The organism is Bacillus cereus group sp. BfR-BA-01381 (genome assembly GCF_022663555.1).
Lineage (GTDB): Bacteria > Bacillota > Bacilli > Bacillales > Bacillaceae_G > Bacillus_A > Bacillus_A pacificus.
Genome location: NZ_JAKUFR010000022.1, coordinates 15,562 through 37,747, shown reverse-complemented (window position 1 = coordinate 37,747; position 22,186 = coordinate 15,562). Strand labels below are relative to the sequence as shown.

Below are 22,186 nucleotides of genomic sequence, written 5' to 3'. Positions count from 1 at the left end.
TGAATCAATCTTGCTTTTACAAATAATTCAATTGAGGTGGAGAAAATGAATAAGAAAAGAATCATTGCAATGGTTAGTACAGCTTTATTAGTCACAGGATGTGTGGAAGTAGGAAACGCTCAAACAGTAGCAGTCGAAAATTCAGGTCAATCAATCCAAAAAAATATAGTTAAATCAATACAATCACAGGCTTACCCGTTAAAAACGATAGACCCATCAAAATCATTTGAGGATTTAAAACCACTTAAGAAAATGATTGGGAACGCACAATATGTAGGATTAGGAGAGAATACTCATGGAAGCTCTGAAATTTTCACTATGAAGTTTCGCCTTGTGAAATATTTGGTTACTGAGATGGGTTTTACAAATTTCACAATGGAAGAAGATTGGGGAAATGGCTTAAAGCTAAATGAATATATCCAAACAGGAAAAGGAAACCCTAGGGATTTTTTAAACTTGTTATATCCTACTGATGAAATTTTAGCCATGATTGAGTGGATGAAAGATTATAATGCTAATCCATCCAATACAAAAAAGATCCAATTTATCGGGCTCGACTTAAAGGAGTTGGACCAAGGTTGTTTTAATAAAGTAATTGATTATGTAAAACTGCATCGACCAGATTTGTTGGCAGAAGTAGAAGAAAATTATAAAGAATTGTCGGCTTTTCATGGAAGTACAAAGGAATATATGGACCTTGCTCCTGAAATAAAAGAAAAGTTCAAAGCAAACGCTGAGAGAGTAGCTCGATTACTAAAAGATGAGAATGGGCAAGCCAACACAGAAATAGTTTCATCCGAGTACATCTGGGCGAAAGCAACGGCAATTGCAATAGAGAAATTTACCACAATGCTAATTCCTAACGACTATCCAAGTATGTTAAAGCTGCATGAGCAATACTTGACCGATCATGCAATGTGGGCACAAGAGACATTAGGTGGTAAAACGATGGTATGGGGACACAATATTCATATAGCTAAAGGAATTATCGATGAGGAATTATACCCTTATGTTGCGGGGCAATTTTTGAAGGAACGTTTAGACAATAATTATGTCACAATTGGTAGTACAACTACGGAGGGAAATTTCACCTTATACAATGACACCGGAGATAAGATTATAACGAATCCGATTCCACAAGATATAAATAGTTTCAATTATACCCTAGGAAAAGTACCATATAAAATGTTTTTATTGGATAACCGTCACCTTAAAGGACCAGCAGATAAATGGGTTAAAGCAAAACGACCATTACTAAGTATAGGGGCACGACTCTTACCGAACGACTCGGCATACTTTAATAAGTCATTGCTTGAGCAATTTGATATTATTTTTCACATTCGAAAAACAAGTCCATCTCATATTAAATAAAAGTATAAAACAATCCCGTTCTTGCAGATGTAAGAACGGGATTGTTTTATGGAGATTCATATAAGCACCTTTTTTAACTAGAAGTAGGTTACTCTCCCCTTTTTTGCATCATTTAAAAATATCATATGACATTTTTACACTAGTGAGAATGACAAAAAAAGCAGTACAATTCGGTTATTACATAGATAGGAGCGAGAACTTTATGAAATCAAGATTCATCCAGAATGGTTATTTTTTATTGCTAACTTTCGTTACAGGATTGTTTTATTTTTGTTTTTATCTAATAGCTCTGCTATTTAGCTTCACCCTTTCATTTACGGTAGTTGGGATTCCACTAGTTATACGCGTACTACAGACTACCACACCCTTTGTCCAATTCGAGCGCATACAGACAAAAATTTATACAGATATTTCAACAGACTCTTACGATAGAAGTATAACAATGGATACATCGAACTGGGCTCAAGTGAAATTAGTGCTTACAGATCGTCACACTTGGTCTGCTGTCTTTTGGTTAATGCAGAAATTAGTGATTGGCATTTTCAGTCTCATTAGTGCAATCATTTTTTATGTAATGCCACTTATGTTGCTGTTGGCACCACTACTGTATCAATACATCGAAATGAATATTATATTCATACAAATAGATACTTTTGCTAAGTCACTCTTTGTAATGTTTATGGGTATAGTATTTACCGCCATAAGTATTAGAATAGTAGATTGTTTAACAAAGAGAATTGGAGGCTATACACGTAGCATGATTCGGCAACTAAATCGATAGAAGTTTGTCCTCTGTGAGAGGATTGCAGCGTAAAATTAAAAAGTATAACAATGTATGAAGGATTAATTTATAATATAGGAAGTAAAAAGGTAGGCTACTTAGGGGGTAAATAACTTGTTAGATATGGTTAAGTATTGGTTTTGGTACGATTGGATTATGTTAGGAGTCCGTATACTTGTTAGTGTCTCTATCGCCATAACCACATTAGATTTTCAGGATAGTTTAACATTGCCACTTTGGATTATTATTCTTTGGGAAATTATTGCTTTCTCTGTTCCATGGGTAGCCTTACTATTCAATTATAAATATTATTTGTTCACAGACATACTGCTATATGGTGGACTATGTATATATTTAACCTCATTATTTCCGGAAGCTTACAACACATTTCTTATATCGGTGTTTCTAATTGCTGCGAATAGTAAACATTTATCCTATTATTGGACAGCTCCAATAACAGTTTTTATAACAACTGGAATTTTCTATGCGGTTGCGCCAAGTAATAACTATTGGATTATGGTTACCTACTATGGACTTGCTTACGTAATGGGCTTTGCTTTCCATTTATTAATCGTCAATCATAAGCAAAATGAAGCGATTCGTAAACAAAACGCGGTACTTGAGCAATATATGTCTCAGATTGAACGTATTACACTGGCCGAGGAACGGAACAGACTGTCGAGCGAGCTTCATGATACAGTTGGTCACGCTTATACTTCTATTATTATGGGGATGGAAACGTTGCGTACCGAACTTGCTACTGAAATGGGGATACAGAGGCTAGATTCTCTGCTTGAAATGGGACGGAAAAGCATCGAGGACGTGAGAGGTTACCTACATCAAATGGATTCTCCGTGTCAATCGCCTTCCTTAATTCAATCTCTCCAAAATCTTGGAGCCGAATTTCAAGAGCACGCTCAGGTTAATGTAAGTTTTAGGACATTCGGAGAGGAATATCAACTATCTCGGCAAGCGAAGATCGCATTCATTCGTTGCTTACAAGAGTCCCTTACGAATGCAGTACGTCATGGTCAGGGGACTGAAATTATAGTTTCATTGCAATTTGACGAACAATATACGAGGTTAGAAGTTCAAGATAATGGAAAAGGAAATGTAGAATGGCAAGAAGGCTTCGGTATGAATGCGATGAAAGAACGGGCAATGAACTTGCAAGGTCATTTGTCCGTATATACAAAACCAGAGGAAGGAATGCTTGTTACTTGTACCATACCGCGACAAACTGAAATAAAAGATGGACTTATTCGTTTATTAATTGTAGACGATCAGCCATTTGTCCGGGAAAGTTTGAAGACACTACTCGATAGATATGAAGATTTAAATGTAGTCGGTTTGGCTGAGGATGGCAATCAAGCCATCGATTTGTGTGGACGCCTTCAACCTCATGTTATACTTATGGATTTAGATATGCAGCACATGGATGGAGTCGAAGCAACCAAAAAGATTAAGCAACAATGGCCACATATCCGCGTATTGATTTTCACAACGTTTCAGGATACCAAACAGGCGTTGGAATCACTTCGCAACGGTGCGGATGGTTTTTTACTCAAATCTATTGAAACGTTGGAGCTAGCTAATACGATCCGACTTATTCACAAAGGTGGGACACTGATTGATCAGGGGATGTCTCACAAAATATTTGAGAAGTTTGATGAGCCAAAAGAGACATCACAATCAAAAGCAATCGCTTATGAGCTAACAGCTAGGGAGATAGAAATATTGAAACTAGTAGCAAAAGGACTTCGATACACTGCCATAGCATCCAGATTATATTTATCGAGTGGTACGGTCAGAAATTATGCTTCCACTGCTTATACAAAGCTGGGAGTCCGTAACAAAGAAGAAGCTGTTCAAAAGGCTCTAGAAATTGGAATTATTGAATAACAAAATGTTTTGCGGTGTATAAAAATGAGCAACAAAGAAAAAGAATGCTTTGTGTGGTTTGCTTTGTAACAGAGTAAATAAAGCTCCTTATCGTATAAGTAAATGTTAAAACACTTACTGTTTTGGAATAATAAAATTATTTAATCTTATTCTCTAAAATACAAAAGCCTACTATCAATTTAACTGATAGTAGGCTTTTAAAATTATTTAAGGACTGGGTTATGTTCTAATTTAACATTTTTCATCAGTGGAAATATGATCACTTCGGCTCTAAATTTAACACTTTTCCCTCTATCCCCTCCGTATTCAATGTAGTCGTATGATACGTGCCATTTACCCAATCATCTATTTGATCATGATACCAATCACTTCTAAAATGTCCTGATTGTCCTGGCCCTACAATATGATAACCGTTTGACATATCTTTCGTATCAATGACGAATCGCCAAGAAGCTCCGTGATTGACGATACCGTTATCGCCGTAGCTCGCTGCTTGAACAGTAACTTGGCTTCCACCAATTGGAACTGGTTTTTCGCGATTAAATGCAAGTAATGCTAACATACTAGATGATTTGGAGATTGGATGTGTAAAAGCAAGTTGATGGTAATCGCCCCACTTCCACTCCGTAACATCTGGTCCATATTCCTTCTGTAATTTCTTCATTACATTCTCGTACGATGTATGCACAACTTTTGTGAAGCCTCCGTACTTCATAAACCAAGCGCTCTTCTCTCCTGCTACTTCTTTTCGAATTAATTCATCAACAACTTGTGCCTTTCCTTCAAATAACTCCATCACATCTTTCGGTATTTCTTTTGAAAATAACGTATTTGAAATCTCTTTCATTAATAGATGGAATATTAACGGTGCCGATTCATCTTTACTATCGTAAAAATTCCACTTCGTTAATTGTTTTACGCCCTCTTTCTCTACTTCATTTAAAGATGCTTTATTTAACTCTTTTAAAAATATAGGAGCAAACTCTTTCCCATATAAATTTTTTTGATCCATCTGTAACTCTTCTAAATCTTTCACCGTATACTTTTCCTTCTCTTGTAAAAACTCTTGAATACGCATTTGCCTATATGGCTGTGCCCACGTATTACTAATATGGTACGGATAATGATCATCAACAATTTTATTATTCGCAGTAGAAATAAACCCTTGTTTTGGATTGATTACTTTTGGAAGTTGATCATATGGGATATACCCTTCCCATTCATATTCATCTGTCCATCCTGGCACTGGTAGACTACCATCACCTTTTTTACGCACTGGTATATTTCCATTTGCTTTATAAGCAATTGTGCCATCATTTGATGCAAATACAAAGTTTTGAGTTGGTGTATGAAAATCTTGAAGAGCCGTTTCAAACTCATTCCAGTCTTTCGCCTGATTCATATTTAATACAGCCTTTAATTCAGCGGAAGGCTCCAAAGCAGTCCACTTTAAAGCAAATACTGTTTTCGTTTTCTCTTTCCCTTTATCCGCAAACTCTGAAATGACTGGACCGTGCCTCGTAACCGTAACATTATACGGTATTGTCTTTCCGCCTTTTACTTTAATAGATTCATCCAGAACAGTCGCTTTTTCCCATTTATCGTTATATAGAAATTCGTTTTCATTATTAGGATTTCGCTTTTCAATATATAAATCTTGTACATCAGGACCGGTATTCGTAACGCCCCATGCTATTTTGTCATTGTGCCCTAATATAACACCTGGTACTCCAGCGAAAATAACGCCACTCACATTCAAATCTTTCATTTCAAGTTTTGATTGATACCAAATAGAAGGCGTGGCAAGAGATAAATGAGGATCATCCGCTAACATCGGCTTACCAGACGCACTCTTCTCACCGCTTATGACCCAGTTATTACTACCATTAAACTCTGGCGGAATAATCGTTTTTGCAAAACTTTGTGCTACGTCTACATTTGTATTTTTTAGTTCAGCTAGCAATCTAGGCGCATCTTTCGGATATGTAGGAAATAACTCATTTGCTTGCTCTTTCGGCAGATTTTTCAGCGCCCAATATCGAAATGCCTGTCCGTGCCAATGTCCCCCTAAATCAAACGCCATATACTTTCCAATCGTTAACGTATCCACAATGGACCATTCAGCAGGTTCATAGCCTAATATAGTAAACTCAACTGGCAATTTCTTTTCCTCTTTTGCCTCGCGTATAAAGGCATTCACCCCATCAGCAAATGACTGCAGAGCATATTTCGCTTCTCCATCATATTGATTAACAGACGCTTCGGCTGCTCGCCGTAAACCGAGCGTTCGAAACAACTTATCTCGATCAATAGCTGCTTCCCCAACAACTTCGCTTAACATCCCAGAAGCTTGCCTTCTACTTAAATCCATTTGAAATAACCGATCTTGTGCTTGTACATACCCTTGCGAAAAATATAAATCATGTGCGTTTTCCGCTTTAATATGCGGTACACCTTTACTATCTCGCTTTATCGTAACAGCACGTTGTAAATCCTCTAGCTTTATCGTTCCATCTATCTTTGGCACAGATCTAAGCGTATATATGTTCAAAAAAATCGCTGTACATATAACTAACAAAAGGACGATACTACTAGACCAAATAAAAATTCTCTTACCACGAGTTCGTTTCTTTTTTATAACAACTTCCATATAACCCCCTCCTTCCTCAAACTATTCGCTTTTATTTACGGAAGAACCTTTTAGAAAAGCTGAAAAACCCCTTCATTTTCCTACAAATGAAGGGGAATTTTTATCGTTTGTTACGCCAGCTTTCATTATGACCAAGATTTGAATCGGTCGCTAATTGTACATCATATAATATTTCACTAAAGAAATACTTATCTACTTCTTTTGGCACAATGCGTCTTTCATCATCAATTTCATCGTATTCATATGAACCACGATTCACTGTACCTGCTTTATAAAATTCAATGTCATACACACATATATCTTCTTCGTCTTCATAGCCAACTGGTGCTCCGCTAAATGACAGTTGTGCCCCTAATCCAGTGCGAGTATCTTCTTTATAAAACGTATAATACACACCGCCATCTTGAACTGATCCGCGAATCCATCCAAGTTTCGTCATCTTACCGAATAACGAGCGACCATTCAATAAAATACCACCAAATCTCTCAACAGTAACCTTATCATCTTCCTCTACTACAAACACAGGACGTTCAATTTGTAGAAATGGCTGGACAATTTTCGAATGTTCCAGTTGCTCTTTCCACATTTCCTTTTCCGTTTCGGATAATTCTAACGGATGAATGAAACCAATCACGGTTCCAGACGAAAATTCATGATTCTCTCCTATCATTGAATAAAACGTACCATCCTCCGCATAACGGAACATTTTCAGTAACTTCCCTTCTGTATATTCACCCCAAATAAGTGAAGTTACAAATTGCTTCATAATTGGATTCTCTAGAAATACCGACTTCCAGGAGTAATATGACCAATAGCGCTTTCTTGATAGAGCAGCTTCCAAACGTTGTTTCTGCATGGAAAGAGCACTTCGAAGCTCTTTCTTTAAAGTGGATACCTCTCTCTTAGCTAATTCAGCTTTTTCTATATCATCTTTTGCATTCGGCTTTGGAAGTGACTTCATACGTTTCCCTTCTTCTGTCTCTAATTCAATTTTTGACTCTGCAGTTAATATGGCCGTAAAACATCTATTCCCAAAATCAATCTCTTTCTCACCACGTATATTGAAACCAAGATTTGGTACCAGTTGATCTTCCAGCTCCTCTTCCGTTATACCACGTGTTTTTGCAGCGAGACTTAGTGCTTCTTTTGCCGCATTACGCACTTGTTTATGTTTATATTTAAAGGCCATTGCATGAATAGACATAAGTGCAAGCTTAGATGAGGACAAGCCTAAAGCCCGAACAGCATCAGCTGCAATTTTCCCTCGCATATCGAGCACCCATTCATCAATTTGCTTTTTCAGTATACCGACCATTTTGTCATCACTATATATTCCATATAACGAAAGAATACCGCGTTTCTTCACATCTGCATCTTGAGAAATCCATGTTTGATATATTTCTTGCACACATTCTTTCAAGTCCTGTTCATTTAAAGTACTCCCAATCGCTTCAGCTGCCTCTTTCTTCTCGATAACAGAATCTGAAATGTACTGCTGCAAATAAGCTAATGGAATTGTAGCATCGGCAATTTCATTAGAATGACGAAGACGGATTTGTGGTTCATCCCCAATCAATTGCATAAGTGAATTTCTTTTTTGTTCCGTTACGATACGTCCACAAAGTTCTTCTATACTTTCTGAGTTTCTCTCCGTTTCAAGTAACGGAGCAAACTTCTCAACAAAAGAGGCATTCTTCTTATCTTGCAAAGCTTCCTGTACAAGTTCTGTATATTTTTCAATCTTATACTCTATAAGCAGTTTCATCACATTTTCACGAACAATTTTCTTTTTATTATGAAGTTCCAGCGCTACATCCTCTGCAGCTTCTACATCTCTTGAAAGAAGTTTAACTACAGACTCACGCATTTTTTTAGATGAATCCCCTAAAGTTTTAATTAAAATGGGACGCATTTTAATCATATTATCCTTTGCTAACACTTCTAAAATATATGCTTTGGCAACAGCAGAATACTCATCAAACCGTTCAATTATGTACGCTTGTTCTTTTACAATGACATGAACAAGCGCTTCCTTCGCCTCATTTCTCTCTTCACTGTAGCATGCAGCTTGTTCAACTGCATAGGCAATCAACTTTTCCTTACTTAACCCATACGAAAGAAGTTCTTCTAATACTTGTTTCGGTTCTATCCCTCTGACAGAGCATTCGTAAAGAAGTTCGTATAAATTAACACTATATTCATCTCCGAATTGTAGTGTAAGTACAGCTTCCCTTTTTGCTACATCATCTATATCCCAAAGGAGTGCAACCTCTAACACCGGCATACCCCAATACATACTTCTATATTTCGGACTTTTAAGTATGTGCTTCATATCCTCAAGTGACACTTTCCCTAGTAAATAATTACAATATGTATCACGTATTGTAGACAATTTAATTTGCAAAGCAGCAACAAAAAATTCTTCTCGCATTTTTCCTCTATTTAGCTCATGTCCTTTTTCAGCTAACGTTCGCGCGATAATAAGATAATTCATTTTACTTACATATTGCAAAGTGCGTTGAACAAATTCCGGATTTTCTTCCAACATGAAGCAAAGCAATTCATATTCATACGTCTTACAAAAGTCTTCACTATTCAAATTATGTTGCCTTAGGCGGTGCGCAAAAAACCTTTCCTCAGCTATCCAAAACTGTTTACAAAAACTTTGAATTTCTTCATACGTTTTCTTATTTACACTACCTGTTCTTTTGTAGTTTTGAGGCTGGCCAAGAGCATGACACATATAGCGCGTAGCATAATTCATAAACCCCCACACGTTTTTCTTTGCTAATATTTCCACATATCGCCTCGCAACGTTTGAATACTTATGAACATGAAATAACAGTCGCCAAATATAGTCCGGTAAATTTCCACCTAAAAATAATTCCCTATCACTTTCACCTTTTATATATCTTTCAGTTGCTTCAATCTTTTCTTTTTCCCCATTCAAATTCAAAATAAATTCAGCATGTTCTTTTAATCTCTCTTCCAATAAAGAGCTATACGTATGGAACCTCTCATAATCTACTTCAAACATTACGAGAAGTAGTGATAGTTGTTGCTTATTGAGTAAAGTATGTAATTGTCTCTCTATATAGTTCGGATCCTCTTTTGTCAACTCTTTTAGAAAACTATACGCCTCATTCACATAACTAGAGATATTAGTTAAATATTTACATGCAATTACTACAAGTTGATCCAATGGAAGTGTACTTTTTTCTAAATAAACCTTCATATTAGAAAAATCCACATATTTAAACCTTATTATAAGAACATTTAACAACTGCTCCCCTAATAAATAATAGAATAATCGTAAGAAAGCTGGATCTTGCTTATGCACTTTTCTAAAATCATTTATAAATCGCTCAGCAAAATCGCCTCTTCTTTGATCTCGAAGTGTCGTTAATTGAATATCTTTCAAAATCTCTTCTTCTTTTGTTTGTAAATATAGCAGTGATAATTGTTCCTGTTCTTCTGTCATATGAATATATTGAAACAGCTGAGCTGTATTTGTAGTCAAACTTTGTTCCCCCGCATCTTTTTATCTATTATGAAAACACCCTTATTTAATGGTAGTATAGCATAAAACTCACCAAAACGAACATACATTCTATATTAAATTAATGTAAATTAAAACACACTACTCAAAACACTTCTCCTTCTCTCTAAACTACCCATTACACACTTCTCTCCAACATATTCGCTACACCAATTCCTCAAAATCCCCTTCACATAAGCAAACGTTCGCTTATTCTGTTCAAATGCAATTTTAAGTGCCTCTAATACTCTTTCTCCTGAAACTTTTCGTATCCACTTCTTCAATTCCTTCACGACATATGGGGATAAACTACTTATATTTTGTTCGTAAAATTTGTAAACTTCACTATGTTGAGTATCCTCTTCCACTTCCATATCTTCTATTTCTTCAACAACTTCTTGTAAACTACTAGTATCCTCTTCCTCTGGCATACCAAAATACTGCAATAACAATGGAATCTTCCATTCTTCTTCCAGACATGTACGTAAAAACATATGTATAAATTCTTTATTTTTAACAGCCTTTAACTCACGTAACACACATTTTTCTACATTCGTATTTAAAATAGGATTATAGTGTAGCCAATTTATTATATATAACTCTTTCGTTTCCGCATCGTATAAAATCTTTCCGTATTCAACAAACCTATTTAATAACTTCTCAACAGTCTCCATATTGTAGCCTGTTTCAAGTTCTGCCACACGCTTCGGTAATACGTAAATTCCACATTGCTTCGTTTTCGTACTAGTTAACAAATATATGTAAAAATAACGCTCCTCTGGCGTTAAATCTAATATGAATTCATCTTGCCAAAAGTTCACCTGCACATTACGGTACACAGCCATATGTTTTCCTCCTCCTTTTATTTTTAAAAAGGCAGAATTCAATCCTTCAATATACATATAGGAATAAAGGGTTTGTTTTGGCATTTGAATTCCAAATTTTTTTAACTACTACAACGCCGGTTTTATTTTTTCGCGCTTTTTTGTTCTTGTAGTTGTTTTTGTTTTGTTTTGTTTTTTCTTAGTGATTTATTACTTGGTAGGTGCTTATAAGGGGCATGGAAGGGGCTTGGAAGGGGCTTCATAGGAGCTAAAAAAAAGAGCTGTTCCAATTTTTCATGTTGGATAGCTCCTTTACCATTCTTTCTATTTTTGACTTGCATCTAACATCTTCACTAAAAAGGCAGCTGCTTCACCACGATTTGCTGTCCCTTTAGGATTAAACTCATTATTTCCAACACCAGTAACTACTTTTAAGCTATATAATCGTTGAACAGGCTGTTTATATGTGATCAAATGTTTATCCCTAAATGGCAATGCAACTAATTCACCTGTAACACCGTTATACTGTAATGCGTTGTCAATCATGATCGATGCTTCTTCACGTGTGATAGATGCATTAGGATCAAAAATCCCGCCGCCACGACCGTTAATAATTCCCGCACTTGCACTACGTTTAATACCGCTATGAAGTGATGGATGCGCTTTGTTAATATCTACAAATGACTTATTTCCTTCCGGTAGCTTGAGAGCATTTGAGATTAATGTTGCAAACTCAGCTCTCGTAACATTACGATAAGGCGCAAATACACCATTTCCTTCACCGTTCATAATTCCTAGGCTGTTCAGCTTACGAATGTTCCCTTCAAACCATCCACCTGTAATATCATCTTTTGGTTTTTGTACTTCTTTATGTGGCACATTATAGTTTATCTTAATCCAACTTGGGTTATAGAAAATCCACTCATCGTTACCTACTTTATACCAACCATTTTTAACTGCTAACACTTTGTAACGATCTCCGTTTGAAGCTTTACGAACGATATGATGCTCAAGTCCCGAACCACTACGTACGTTTATACCATCACCATTCACTACAAGCTCCATATTAGGTTCAGCTGGATTATATTCATTTGAATCAAATAGCTCATTTCTTTCTTGTAAAGGCGAATCAATTTGTGCGTTAACATTTGCATACCATTGAATACCTTGTACGAAGCCAGTCCAATTCCCACGAGAAATTAAAATATCAGGACAGTTTTTCCCGCTCCATTGTTGATGCCTATAAATGTGGTCCGCACTAATACCTTCTTTGTTCATTAAATAACCTGCAAGTCGTTTTGCATTCTCTAGCGCTTTATTGTAATCTCCATCTTGGTTAACCGCAATCTCGATACCGATTGATTCTCTATTTCCGGAACCATCGCCATCACCTGCATGCCAACCGTTTTCGTTTGTTGGTAAGTGTTGATAAATTTGTTTATCATCTACAGTAAAATGCCAAGAAGCTGTTCGGAACGTACCTTCCGTTGCTTGTTTATACAAATATTTCGCATGATTTTCAGCATTTGCACCACGAGCTGTGTTTGCAGTCTCATGAATTGTAATGTACCGTGCTTTCATCGGATTTGCAGGGCGAATATCAGGATTTCCAGCTGGAACAATCCACTCTACAAACGGGACACCTGCAAGTGTTCCATATTTCTTTGTAGTCACCGATGCACTATACTGAATAGCTTTTGGCTTTTCAACTGGCTTCATTTCACGAGTAGAGCCATCATTTCGTCCGTCTACATGTTCAAATGCCTTTTCAATGTTTGAAATAGCTTCATCTTCTGCTACTTGACCTTTTTTCGCTTCTTTCATTTTATGTAACTCTTCTGTTTCATCATGTTTATGTTTATATTCTTCTAGAAGAATTTCCTCGTTCTCTGATACTTCTGCTTCATTAATTTGCATGTGATCTGGAGTTTCTAGATTGAAATTAGAATAACGTAATACGTTCGTTCTACGCTCTCCTTGTGCAATACTAAGCTGGTCAGTATGAGATTTATTTATCTCTTCTGCTGATATTGATAAAGGTGCACTCCCTAAAATTACTAGACTTGTTGATAGTGCGATTACTCGTTTTTTCATATTCATTGCTGTAATCGATACCTACACTGTTCGTGTAAATATCTCAACCTCCCTTTATTTTCTCATTCGTGAAAGACTATGAATCTACTATGTATAAAAATATGGTTATTCCGCCTTTTCATTTTATCCCCAGCAGGCGAATGATAGTTTCTAGAAAATCCCTTAACAGACATTATTTTATAACCAATTGCAATCGCCGTCAAAAGCACTTCTTCCCTTACACACCACTACTTCTCAAAAATAGATTCGGATACCTTTTACTGATTTTCTTCAACAAGAAGGATCTTTATAATTTTTCATAACTATCAAGTATCTATTAAATAAATCCTGTTTCTTTGTACTTGTTCTCTTTAAAAATATTAACATTTTTACATTCTTACGATTTTATAGACGAAGAAACTCTCTACCACGTAAAAGATACTTGGGAAAACTATTTCAAATTAAAAGAAGTTATTGATAATAGCTATAATTTTTGGAAAGGCAACTTACAAAAAAGATAATTAATAAAGTCGATTTCTTATCTCCATAAGGAATCGACTTTATTAATAGTAAATTTAAATATTTTTTCATTTTAGCTTCTATTACAAATTCCCTTTAACGTTTTCGACAATCTCGTTTATCGTATTTCGATCAAACTTATCACTAATTTCGTATGGCTCACGATCTCCTACTAATTGTACGCCTACGATATCATTACGGTCCTTACCATATTGTACTTCAATAATCGATCCACGCTCTATTTGTTTCCAAACAAGACCTGCTTCATCCTTGTTATCTAAAACGATACAGTCCTCAATATTTTCATCAATCCCAATTAACTTATTATCATCCATATATCCAACCTCGTATTGTTGACGTTCTTTCGCTTTTCCGCTTACTACTATATCTTTGCTTCCATACGAGTAATCCGTATAGTCCTTTTTCTCTGATTGTATCGCTTTCGGTTCTTTTTCTTCAGTTTTTTCAGTATTTCCACACCCCACAATCATACTAATTGGCATAACTACAGTTAATACTACTCTAGTAAATTTCTTTATCATTTATAACCAACCTCACATGTTTCACTTTACATTTATCCTCTTACCAAATAATAACATAATAATACCGAGAAAGAGCCAAAGATACAGTGAAACTTTAATCAGTAGTTTTTCATCCTAAAAATCTAGACTTTCAAAATCACTATCTGTACTATCGACAAATTATAGAAAGTAGACATCCTGCTCACATAAGATTTAAAATTAGAAAGTATGGAAAACATGATAAAAAATATAGGCTAGTTGTTCGCAATTAAAATGGTTTTTACATGAAGAAAGGAAGTGCACAACTTTGGATTTTAAAACAGTTATGCAAGAGCTTGAGTCCCTAGGCAAAGAAAGAACGAAAAAAATATACATATCTAACGGTGCGCACGAGCCAGTTTTCGGCGTAGCTACAGGTGCTATGAAACCAATCGCAAAAAAAATAAAAATAAACCAAGAGTTAGCAGAAGAACTTTATGCCACAGGCAACTACGATGCTATGTATTTTGCAGGCATTATTGCGGACCCGAAAGCTATGAGTGAGTCTGATTTTGATCGATGGATAGACGGAGCGTATTTTTATATGTTGTCTGATTATGTGGTCGCAGTCACTTTATCAGAATCAAATATTGCACAAGATGTTGCTGATAAATGGATTGCAAGTGGGGACGAGCTACAAATGTCTGCAGGCTGGAGTTGCTACTGCTGGCTTTTAGGAAATCGCAAAGACGATGAGTTTTCTGAAAGCAAAATTTCCGATATGCTTGAAATGGTGAAAAAGACAATCCATGATTCGCCAGAACGAACTAAATCCGCTATGAATAATTTTCTAAACACGGTAGCAATTTCATACGTGCCACTACATGAAAAGGCAGTCGAGATTGCAAAAGAAGTTGGTATAGTTGAAGTAAAACGTGATAATAAAAAAAGCAGTTTGCTAAATGCTGCAGAAAGTATTCAGAAAGAACTTGATAGAGGAAGACTTGGTTTCAAGCGTAAATATGTAAGGTGTTAGATGATTAAAAGGGTGTCAATCTAAGTAAGATTGACACCCTTTTTTAATGAGAAAAATGAATGAATTCCCCCTGCACACCTTATCCTTTAAACATTTCTTCATTCAATTTATAAACCCTATCTCTTTTCTCATCACTTTTGACAAAAATAAGCTTTCCTTCTTTAACAAATCCTTCTAATAGTAAGCATACTTCTCCATATGCTTTCGGCTTATTCGTTGTGAATCTTTCATCTGATATTTTTCCAGCTCGTATTAATTGTTCACACAGCTCAAGTGCACTTATTTCTTCAGAATCCATTAATTCCAATATATCTCTTTGCAATGGTGATAAAGGTACTGGTATTTCAGCTACCTCCACCTTTTCTTTCACGTTTTCTTCTTCAAATAAATCTTCAAATGAAATTTGATTCATTACTTCTTTTCCTTTCTAACGATTGATTTGTATAAAGCGTAGTTATTGTTATGTAGTACGTACCTTAATACATACATGTCAAACTCATGTACATCGTTTCATATAGTATATTTCGATTATACCAAATATACGTTCTGTTTTCTATCGTAGAATGGAAAACAGAACATTTTAACTGTATGTATCATCATTAAATAACGCTGAATATCAATTATCCACATTTTTGGTTATATTATCAAAATTCCATCCACATTACGGAAATAAATGACAAATAATTATAACTTACATGTTACAATTACGATGCATGCATTTAGTTGTATTAAATGCATGCATCGTAATGAGTATATTTAATAAAGTTAAATGAAACTGGGGAGGCTTGCGCAAATGGGCAAGAAAACAAGCAAAGCTAAAAAATTTTTCGGATTCGTAATCACCGCAGCACTAGCAACTACAACGGTGGTAGGCACAGCTAATGCACAAACAACTACGAATAGCTATAAGATAGCTGCCAATGAGAACATTGTATTTACAGATGTACCGAAAGACCACTGGTCAAAAGATGCTATTGATTACTTAGCGGCAGCAGGGATTTATAAGGGATATGGAAATGGCAAATTTGGTTTTGGGGACAACATCACTAGAGGACAGGTAGCTTCTTTAGTCAATCGACATTTAGGTTTAAAAGTAGACGATAAACAAGGAAATATGTTTAGTGATATTGCAAATCATATGTTTGAAAAAGATATTAAAGCCATTGCGCAAGCTGGAATTATGACAGGTGATGGAACAGGTACATTCCGTCCAGATGATGTATTAACTCGATATGAGATGGCAGTAATATTACAAAAAGCATTTCATTTAGAATCAAAAGAACAAGGGAAATTTAAAGACGTACCAAAAGGTCATTGGGCTTATGAAGCTGTAAATACACTGCGTAGTAACCGTATAGCACAAGGTGACGAAGCAGGTAATTTTAACGGAAATACATTTGTGAAGCGTGAGCAGTATGCACAATTTTTCTATAATGCAATAGCAAAAAACAGAGATTATAATTTCAACATCAATTCAAAAGAAGAACTGAAACAAATGTTAACAACAGCTTTAGAGAATGGGACGTTTGGTCCATTTACATTAAATTCATTGGGTAAAGATCTATCTGATGTAAAAAAAGAATATGGAGTGCCTGATGTTTTGAAAAAAGCACCATGTACAGAATGTGATGCACCTAATATAGCGGTATACGGCGATTATAATATTGATATGTACCCTTGGGACGCTAGATATATATGGGTGAAAATGGATATTTCTATCGATGAATTAAAAGAGTGGTTTGGTGAGCCCGATTTAATCGGAGAGGATATGACTAGCGAAGGCTTTATATATAATCGAGGAAGCTATTCTCTTTATTTCAGCTTCTCTGATGGTTATATTCAACGCGCTGAAATATCTAAACGTGAAGATCGTTAATAAGTTACAAACAATAAAAAAATCCTTCAAGAACATGTCTTTTCTTGAGGGATTTTTTTGTCTCTATCTATTTAACATAATACAAAGCTATAAAACTCCTACTGATTAAAGTTTCACTTTATTCTTCTTGGTGCTCCGCTTCCCATTCACTTAAATACGTTGCATATTCTAATTCATCTGGATTATCATGTAACATAGAAATAAACTCTAATTTATTTCCATCACAATCTAGAAAATATACGCTTGCAGCTGGCATCCACCTTTGGACAATTGGCTCTTCATTTCCTTTCCCCTGACTCCCTACTACCTCTATTCCACGATTTTCTAACCATAATTTAGAAATCTTTAAAAACGCTACATCTACACGAAAGGCGAAGTGTTTCGTCTCAAAATCTTCATTACTATGTACTTCCCATAATCCAAGCATTTGTTCTTTATTTTCTCCTACCCATAAGAAAGCACCCCGCCTTTTCGATAGTTTTTTTGCTAATGTTAAACCTAACTTATTTTGATAGAAATCTATCGCCTTTTCTAAATTTCTTACATGTAAATGCGTTTCATATATGCTTTGTATCATTATGATTCCTCTCCCCTACATTCCAATTTTTTGAAAACATTTTGTTTTTATCATACAAATAAATACATTTGAAATCATCCTACTTTTGTATAATTCCCCCTTACTACAAAGGTATATATCTAGCATTATCATTTATATCCCAACACCAAATTTCAATCAAAAACACATTTACCTTCTAGCAAATACATTCTTAAATTTTTATAATGTAATAAGAGTGACATCTTAACAATAGAGGAGGAACCATTCTGGATAAAACCAAAGTTATGGCTTATTTTAGTATAACGGGTGATATATTCCCTGTTGAAGCAATTACCGACGCCCTAAATATCGAACCTACAAGAACTTATAAAAAAGGTGATATTGTCGCAAGACGTGATAATCCGAATCTTGTATCCACCAAAACCCTATATAGAAAAGAAACTAATTGGGCTTTAAGCACTGGCTATCAAGAATCATACGATATAAATAATCAGTTGTATGTTATTCTAAAATCACTTGAAGAGAAAACAGAACCATTAAAACAGCTTAAGAAAAAATATGATTTAGAATTTCTATTTATGGTAGTCATTCAAATTGAGAATAACGAATCACCCGCAATGTATTTACAAAAAGATATACTTGATTTCACTAGTTCGATTCAAGCAGAAATTCATTTTGATCTAAATATTTATTAAAAACAAAAATGCTATTGATATTGGAATCAATAGCGTTTTTTTATATGACTAGATGTGTGAATTATTTTGTGAGAACAAAACAGATTCATTTTTCATTTCATTCTCAAAAACTGCATAGAGAATTCGCTCATTTTGATTCGCTTCCATTTTTGAACTCCACCTCGTTTGCACACTGAATTTTGAATTAACAAAAATCCAAAGCTAGTGTAACTGCTCTTCCAGGAAGATTTAACGTTACGATTACGCATTTTCTATACAAAAAAATATAACTATTTATAGTATGCTTTATGATATTATTATTTTCTTCCAAATGACAAAATTGATGACGTACGGATTAACCAGCACTCGGCGTATTTACCTATTTCCCTTTGCAAAATTTTAGCTTCTTATAGTTTTAGCTCTATAATCCATACCCGAACAACTAACTTCATCCTCTCTAGAAAATATCCATTCATTCTATTCAATTCCTAATCTACCTATTCCTTCATTACTCAGTAACAAAACAAGCCACCCAATTCATTTGAATTGGGTGGCTCTATACTATAAAGAGAATTTGCTATTTGTATTACTTCAATTTCCCTTCAAAAACAATCTTCCTACCGCACGGTTCCACTACTGTTTTGCCGTCTTTCTTCACTTCATGAAAGATTGGCTCTTCCATGCGGCGAGACGGTGCGTAACCTTCTTGTTCCATACGTGCTAAGCAGTCTGTAATTGTTTCATTTTCGAGTACTTCAAATTTCTTTTTATTAGGTTGTTTTGTCATGCCCTAACCTACTTTCTATTTTTCTTGATGCGAATTGATTCTTCATGTAGATCATATATAACATTGCGAGAATTCCTATTATAATCATAACCGCAATAAAAAAGCTTGTATACTGTATTTTTTCTATAAATACGCCTCCTAATACAGGTCCCAGTATACTTCCTAAACTAAAGGCGATTCCAGATAATATATTACCTGCTGGCAATAAGTGTCTCGGTAATAAATCTGTCATAAATCCAAGTCCTAACGAAAAGCACGATCCAATGACCATACCCGCTAACAACATGCAGGCAAAGACGATCCAGTAATATTGATCAAATACGGCTGCAAGTAAGAAAATACCCGTACTTATGCTGAACGTCCACGTTAAAATACGGTCCCTTCCGTATTTGTCACTTAATATACCGAGCGGAATTTGTGTAATAATGCCCCCAACTGCAAATGCTGGTAATAAGAAGGATACTTCTGAAACGGACCATCCTTTTCGAAGCGCGTATACTGGTAAATTACTGTTTAACATTGCTTCCAGTACACCATATGCAAGTGGTCCCAGCAGTGCAATCCATCCTAATCCAACAACTTGTTTATAACGAGAAAATGATGATTCACTCTTCACTTCTCTTTCATCTTGCGCCGGGAATGCATTTTTTGTTGGTAATAATAACAGCCAACCTATTAAACAAAGTATAGTAGATATAATAAATGGCGTTGCAAGACCGTACTGCACAGTGCTTGCTAAATACGGACCGACGGCAAAACCAATTCCGAAGAACACACCATATATCGATACTTGTCTACCTATTTTACTCGGATCCGATGTTGTCGTAATCCATGTTTGTGTTCCGACATGAAGCATATGATCTCCGACTCCAACTAGAAATCTAAGGATAAACCATACCCAAAACGAAAATGTTTGTGTAAAAAAGAATAATGAAATAATAACGAGAAACCCACCAATCACAATAATTGGCTTCATTCCAAATTTTTGCATCGGTTTTTCAAGAAACGGCGAGATCACTAATATCCCAATATATAGTGCCGTCGCATGAATACCGTTAATACTTGAACTAACCCCTTCTTGTTCAAAAATCATTGCAATGGCCGGTAAAAGCATACCTTGTGATAAGCCCGAGATTGCTACAATCCCAACCATAATCCAAAAAGTAAAACGCATTGACATTCCCTTTCCCTCTCCTTCTCACGCTTTCCACTTTTCATTATAAACTGTTTCTGCAAATGCGTGTACGAATATTCGCAATAAAAAAGAAGCTAAAAGAATGAATCTTTTAGCTTCTTATCCTTCCCAAACTTGTGCTTTCACATTGTTATGGAATTGCTTGAAATACGGATTTTTATAAAATGCAGTTCCATATACGTGTTGCTGTGCGCTAACGATTGGTTGTTGCGGATATTGCACTTGTAACGGAACTACAGCTGGTGAAATCTGCATATACAGCGGAGCTATCATCAATTTTGTATATACATGATGATTATATGGTGAATGCGCAATTAAGAGCGGATGATGCATAGATAATCTCCCCTTTTACATACAATGTTATAGCATATGCAATACCTTTCATTTCGGGGATTATTTCTGTTCTAACCAATCCTCTACATGCTTTATAAATACGTCTAAACAATCAATAAACGGTGAATGACCGCAATCTTCTAATAATTGCAATTCAGCATTCGGCAAATGTTTTGCTAACTCCTCACCCACTACTTGCGGTACGACATAATCTCTGTCACCTTGTATGACAAGCGTCGGAGCTTTAATACGATGAATTTGCTTATTTCCCTCTACAACCCCGTTATGTTCATCCGAAATATTAAATGTAATGAGCGCATAATTCACATCTACAAAATTACGTTGCGTTAACATATCGTCTAAATACTTTTCATAACGATCTGGTTCAGGTTGATTATGTGTATATATTAATAGATTCCATACTGTTCGGTAATATAATTTATTCATATTTTTTATCGCATCTAGCACTGGAGCAATTTGTACAGGATCTTGTGCAACCTCTTCCTTCGTCTTTACTAAACTTGATACGATTGGCTGCCCGTTTATATCTTTTTTAAAAATCGGATATCCCTTCATGCCCACCGATTCTACTAAAATTAACTTTTCGACAAACGTTGGATGATTCGCTGTAAATTGCATCGCAACACCACCGCCCATTGACCAGCCCATTAATGAAAATTTCTCTAGTTTTAATTGATCAATAAATAGTTTTACATCTTCTGCAAAATCTTGTATTGAATCTATCGCTTTATTATATGTTGATTGACCAAATCCTCTTAAATCAAGAGCGTAAATATGGTATTGATCTTGCAGCTTTTCAATGACTAAATCCCAATGTTGTGACGATGTCATGTTTCCGTGAATGAGTACAAGAATTTCTGCATTTTGCCTTCCAACTTCCTGATACGCAATCGTTTCTCCGTTCGATAGTGAAACAAACTCCATTGTTGCAGGCTTAATCATCACAAGTTCCCCCATTCTTTTTAATAGAAAGAAAATTCTTTACTTAATTAAAGAATAACATGCAGAATGTATGTTCTCAACAAAAAAGCGATACGAAATTTTTACATAAATCAACATGTCTATTACTAGACAATTATAATAAAAAAGTATATAGTTAGCTAGGTAACTAATTTGAAAGGATCAACATACATGGACGAAAAACAACATTTTTTTCACATTGTCAGCCAGACTTCTCGCAAGTTTACGAAAAAATTTAATGAACGCGTATCTCCCACTGGGTTATTTAGTGCGCAATGGGCTGTAATTTTCCGTATTAATCAAACTGGTTCTTGTACGCAAACAGAATTATGTCAGTATTTAAATGTTGAATCACCAACGATGACTCGTACGTTAACACGTATGGAAACGATGGGATGGATTATTCGTACTGAAGGAAAAGATCGCCGTGAGAAGCTCATTTCTTTATCAGAAACAGCGATAAAAATGATTCCGGTATGGCAAGAAGAAGTTGATACTTTCGAAGAAAAGACGCTAGAAGGTATTAACGAAGATGATTTACATCAAGCATTTCAAGTGTTACAACAAATTATTAAAAACTTAGATTAAAT

General features: G+C 35.4%; 19 protein-coding genes and 1 pseudogene. 8 read left to right on the top strand and 12 right to left on the bottom strand.

The window, feature by feature from the left end; translation table 11 throughout:
- Positions 1 to 45: 45 nt before the first annotated feature.
- From MR079_RS10155 to MR079_RS10145, 3 genes are all read left to right on the top strand, one after another.
- Positions 46 to 1,371 (top strand): erythromycin esterase family protein, encoded by a 1,326-nt coding sequence (locus MR079_RS10155; RefSeq protein WP_242293967.1) that lies wholly within the window; start codon positions 46 to 48, stop codon positions 1,369 to 1,371.
- Between the two features lie 202 nt (positions 1,372 to 1,573).
- Positions 1,574 to 2,152 (top strand): sensor domain-containing protein, encoded by a 579-nt coding sequence (locus tag MR079_RS10150; RefSeq protein ID WP_242293966.1) that lies wholly within the window; start codon positions 1,574 to 1,576, stop codon positions 2,150 to 2,152.
- A gap of 114 nt (positions 2,153 to 2,266) precedes the next feature.
- Complete coding sequence (locus MR079_RS10145) at positions 2,267 to 4,054, top strand: helix-turn-helix transcriptional regulator (RefSeq protein ID WP_242293965.1); 1,788 nt, start codon at positions 2,267 to 2,269, stop codon at positions 4,052 to 4,054.
- Positions 4,055 to 4,313: 259 nt separating this feature from the next.
- Here MR079_RS10145 and MR079_RS10140 read toward each other — a convergent pair whose 3' ends face one another.
- The 5 genes from MR079_RS10140 to MR079_RS10120 form a co-directional block, all read right to left on the bottom strand.
- Complete coding sequence (locus MR079_RS10140; protein ID WP_242293964.1) at positions 4,314 to 6,704, bottom strand: penicillin acylase family protein; 2,391 nt, start codon at positions 6,702 to 6,704, stop codon at positions 4,314 to 4,316.
- 100 nt (positions 6,705 to 6,804) lie between these two features.
- The gene (locus MR079_RS10135; RefSeq protein WP_242293963.1) at positions 6,805 to 10,224 is read right to left on the bottom strand and encodes a DUF4132 domain-containing protein; all 3,420 of its coding nucleotides are present in this window, start codon (positions 10,222 to 10,224) and stop codon (positions 6,805 to 6,807) included.
- Between the two features lie 110 nt (positions 10,225 to 10,334).
- Positions 10,335 to 11,087 carry a DnaD domain-containing protein gene (locus tag MR079_RS10130; protein ID WP_242293962.1) on the bottom strand — a complete coding sequence of 251 codons (753 nt, stop codon included), beginning with the start codon at positions 11,085 to 11,087 and terminating at the stop codon, positions 10,335 to 10,337.
- A 122-nt stretch (positions 11,088 to 11,209) separates the two neighbouring features.
- Positions 11,210 to 11,407, bottom strand: a complete 198-nt coding sequence (locus MR079_RS10125; protein WP_242293961.1) for a hypothetical protein — start codon at positions 11,405 to 11,407, stop codon at positions 11,210 to 11,212.
- Entirely contained in the window at positions 11,391 to 13,166 is a 1,776-nt protein-coding gene (locus tag MR079_RS10120; RefSeq protein ID WP_242293960.1) for an S-layer homology domain-containing protein, read from the bottom strand. Before MR079_RS10120 ends, MR079_RS10125 begins: the two co-directional genes overlap by 17 nt.
- 377 nt (positions 13,167 to 13,543) lie before the next feature.
- Between MR079_RS10120 and MR079_RS29540 the strand changes: the two are divergent.
- Positions 13,544 to 13,660 (top strand): annotated as a pseudogene (locus tag MR079_RS29540) (DUF7832 domain-containing protein); the annotation flags it as partial.
- Positions 13,661 to 13,741: 81 nt separating this feature from the next.
- Here MR079_RS29540 and MR079_RS10115 read toward each other — a convergent pair.
- A complete protein-coding gene (locus MR079_RS10115; RefSeq protein ID WP_242293959.1) occupies positions 13,742 to 14,200 on the bottom strand; it encodes a hypothetical protein in 459 nt (152 codons plus the stop codon).
- A gap of 286 nt (positions 14,201 to 14,486) precedes the next feature.
- Here MR079_RS10115 and MR079_RS10110 point away from each other — a divergent pair, with 286 nt between their 5' ends.
- Positions 14,487 to 15,194, top strand: coding sequence for a DNA alkylation repair protein (locus MR079_RS10110; protein WP_242293958.1), 708 nt, complete (start codon positions 14,487 to 14,489; stop codon positions 15,192 to 15,194).
- 79 nt (positions 15,195 to 15,273) lie between these two features.
- Here the strand turns inward: MR079_RS10110 and MR079_RS10105 are convergent, their stop codons facing one another.
- A complete protein-coding gene (locus MR079_RS10105) occupies positions 15,274 to 15,606 on the bottom strand; it encodes a DUF3895 domain-containing protein (RefSeq protein ID WP_048555417.1) in 333 nt (110 codons plus the stop codon).
- Positions 15,607 to 15,987: 381 nt separating this feature from the next.
- Between MR079_RS10105 and MR079_RS10100 the strand changes: the two genes are divergently transcribed.
- On the top strand, positions 15,988 to 17,070 hold the full coding sequence (locus tag MR079_RS10100; protein WP_242293957.1) for an S-layer homology domain-containing protein: 1,083 nt from the start codon (positions 15,988 to 15,990) through the stop codon (positions 17,068 to 17,070).
- Between the two features lie 118 nt (positions 17,071 to 17,188).
- On the opposite strand, the gene MR079_RS10095 is transcribed toward MR079_RS10100, so the two are convergent.
- Positions 17,189 to 17,647, bottom strand: a complete 459-nt coding sequence (locus tag MR079_RS10095) for a VOC family protein (RefSeq protein WP_242293956.1) — start codon at positions 17,645 to 17,647, stop codon at positions 17,189 to 17,191.
- A gap of 263 nt (positions 17,648 to 17,910) precedes the next feature.
- Between MR079_RS10095 and MR079_RS10090 the strand changes: the two genes are divergently transcribed.
- A complete protein-coding gene (locus tag MR079_RS10090; protein WP_242293955.1) occupies positions 17,911 to 18,321 on the top strand; it encodes a DUF4279 domain-containing protein in 411 nt (136 codons plus the stop codon).
- A 565-nt stretch (positions 18,322 to 18,886) separates the two neighbouring features.
- Here the strand turns inward: MR079_RS10090 and MR079_RS10085 are convergent.
- From MR079_RS10085 to phaZ, 4 genes are all read right to left on the bottom strand, one after another.
- Positions 18,887 to 19,087, bottom strand: coding sequence for an NETI motif-containing protein (locus tag MR079_RS10085; RefSeq protein WP_000166303.1), 201 nt, complete (start codon positions 19,085 to 19,087; stop codon positions 18,887 to 18,889).
- Positions 19,071 to 20,267, bottom strand: coding sequence for an MFS transporter (locus MR079_RS10080; protein WP_139866123.1), 1,197 nt, complete (start codon positions 20,265 to 20,267; stop codon positions 19,071 to 19,073). The genes MR079_RS10085 and MR079_RS10080 overlap by 17 nt, the downstream gene beginning before the upstream one ends.
- Before the next feature lie 114 nt (positions 20,268 to 20,381).
- Positions 20,382 to 20,615, bottom strand: coding sequence for a hypothetical protein (locus tag MR079_RS10075; RefSeq protein WP_139866124.1), 234 nt, complete (start codon positions 20,613 to 20,615; stop codon positions 20,382 to 20,384).
- A 60-nt stretch (positions 20,616 to 20,675) separates the two neighbouring features.
- Complete coding sequence (phaZ, locus tag MR079_RS10070; protein ID WP_139866125.1) at positions 20,676 to 21,593, bottom strand: intracellular short-chain-length polyhydroxyalkanoate depolymerase; 918 nt, start codon at positions 21,591 to 21,593, stop codon at positions 20,676 to 20,678.
- Between the two features lie 174 nt (positions 21,594 to 21,767).
- Between phaZ and MR079_RS10065 the strand changes: the two genes are divergently transcribed.
- Positions 21,768 to 22,184: a MarR family winged helix-turn-helix transcriptional regulator gene (locus MR079_RS10065; RefSeq protein ID WP_000343680.1), complete on the top strand. Its 417-nt coding sequence runs from the start codon at positions 21,768 to 21,770 to the stop codon at positions 22,182 to 22,184.
- Positions 22,185 to 22,186: the final 2 nt, after the last annotated feature.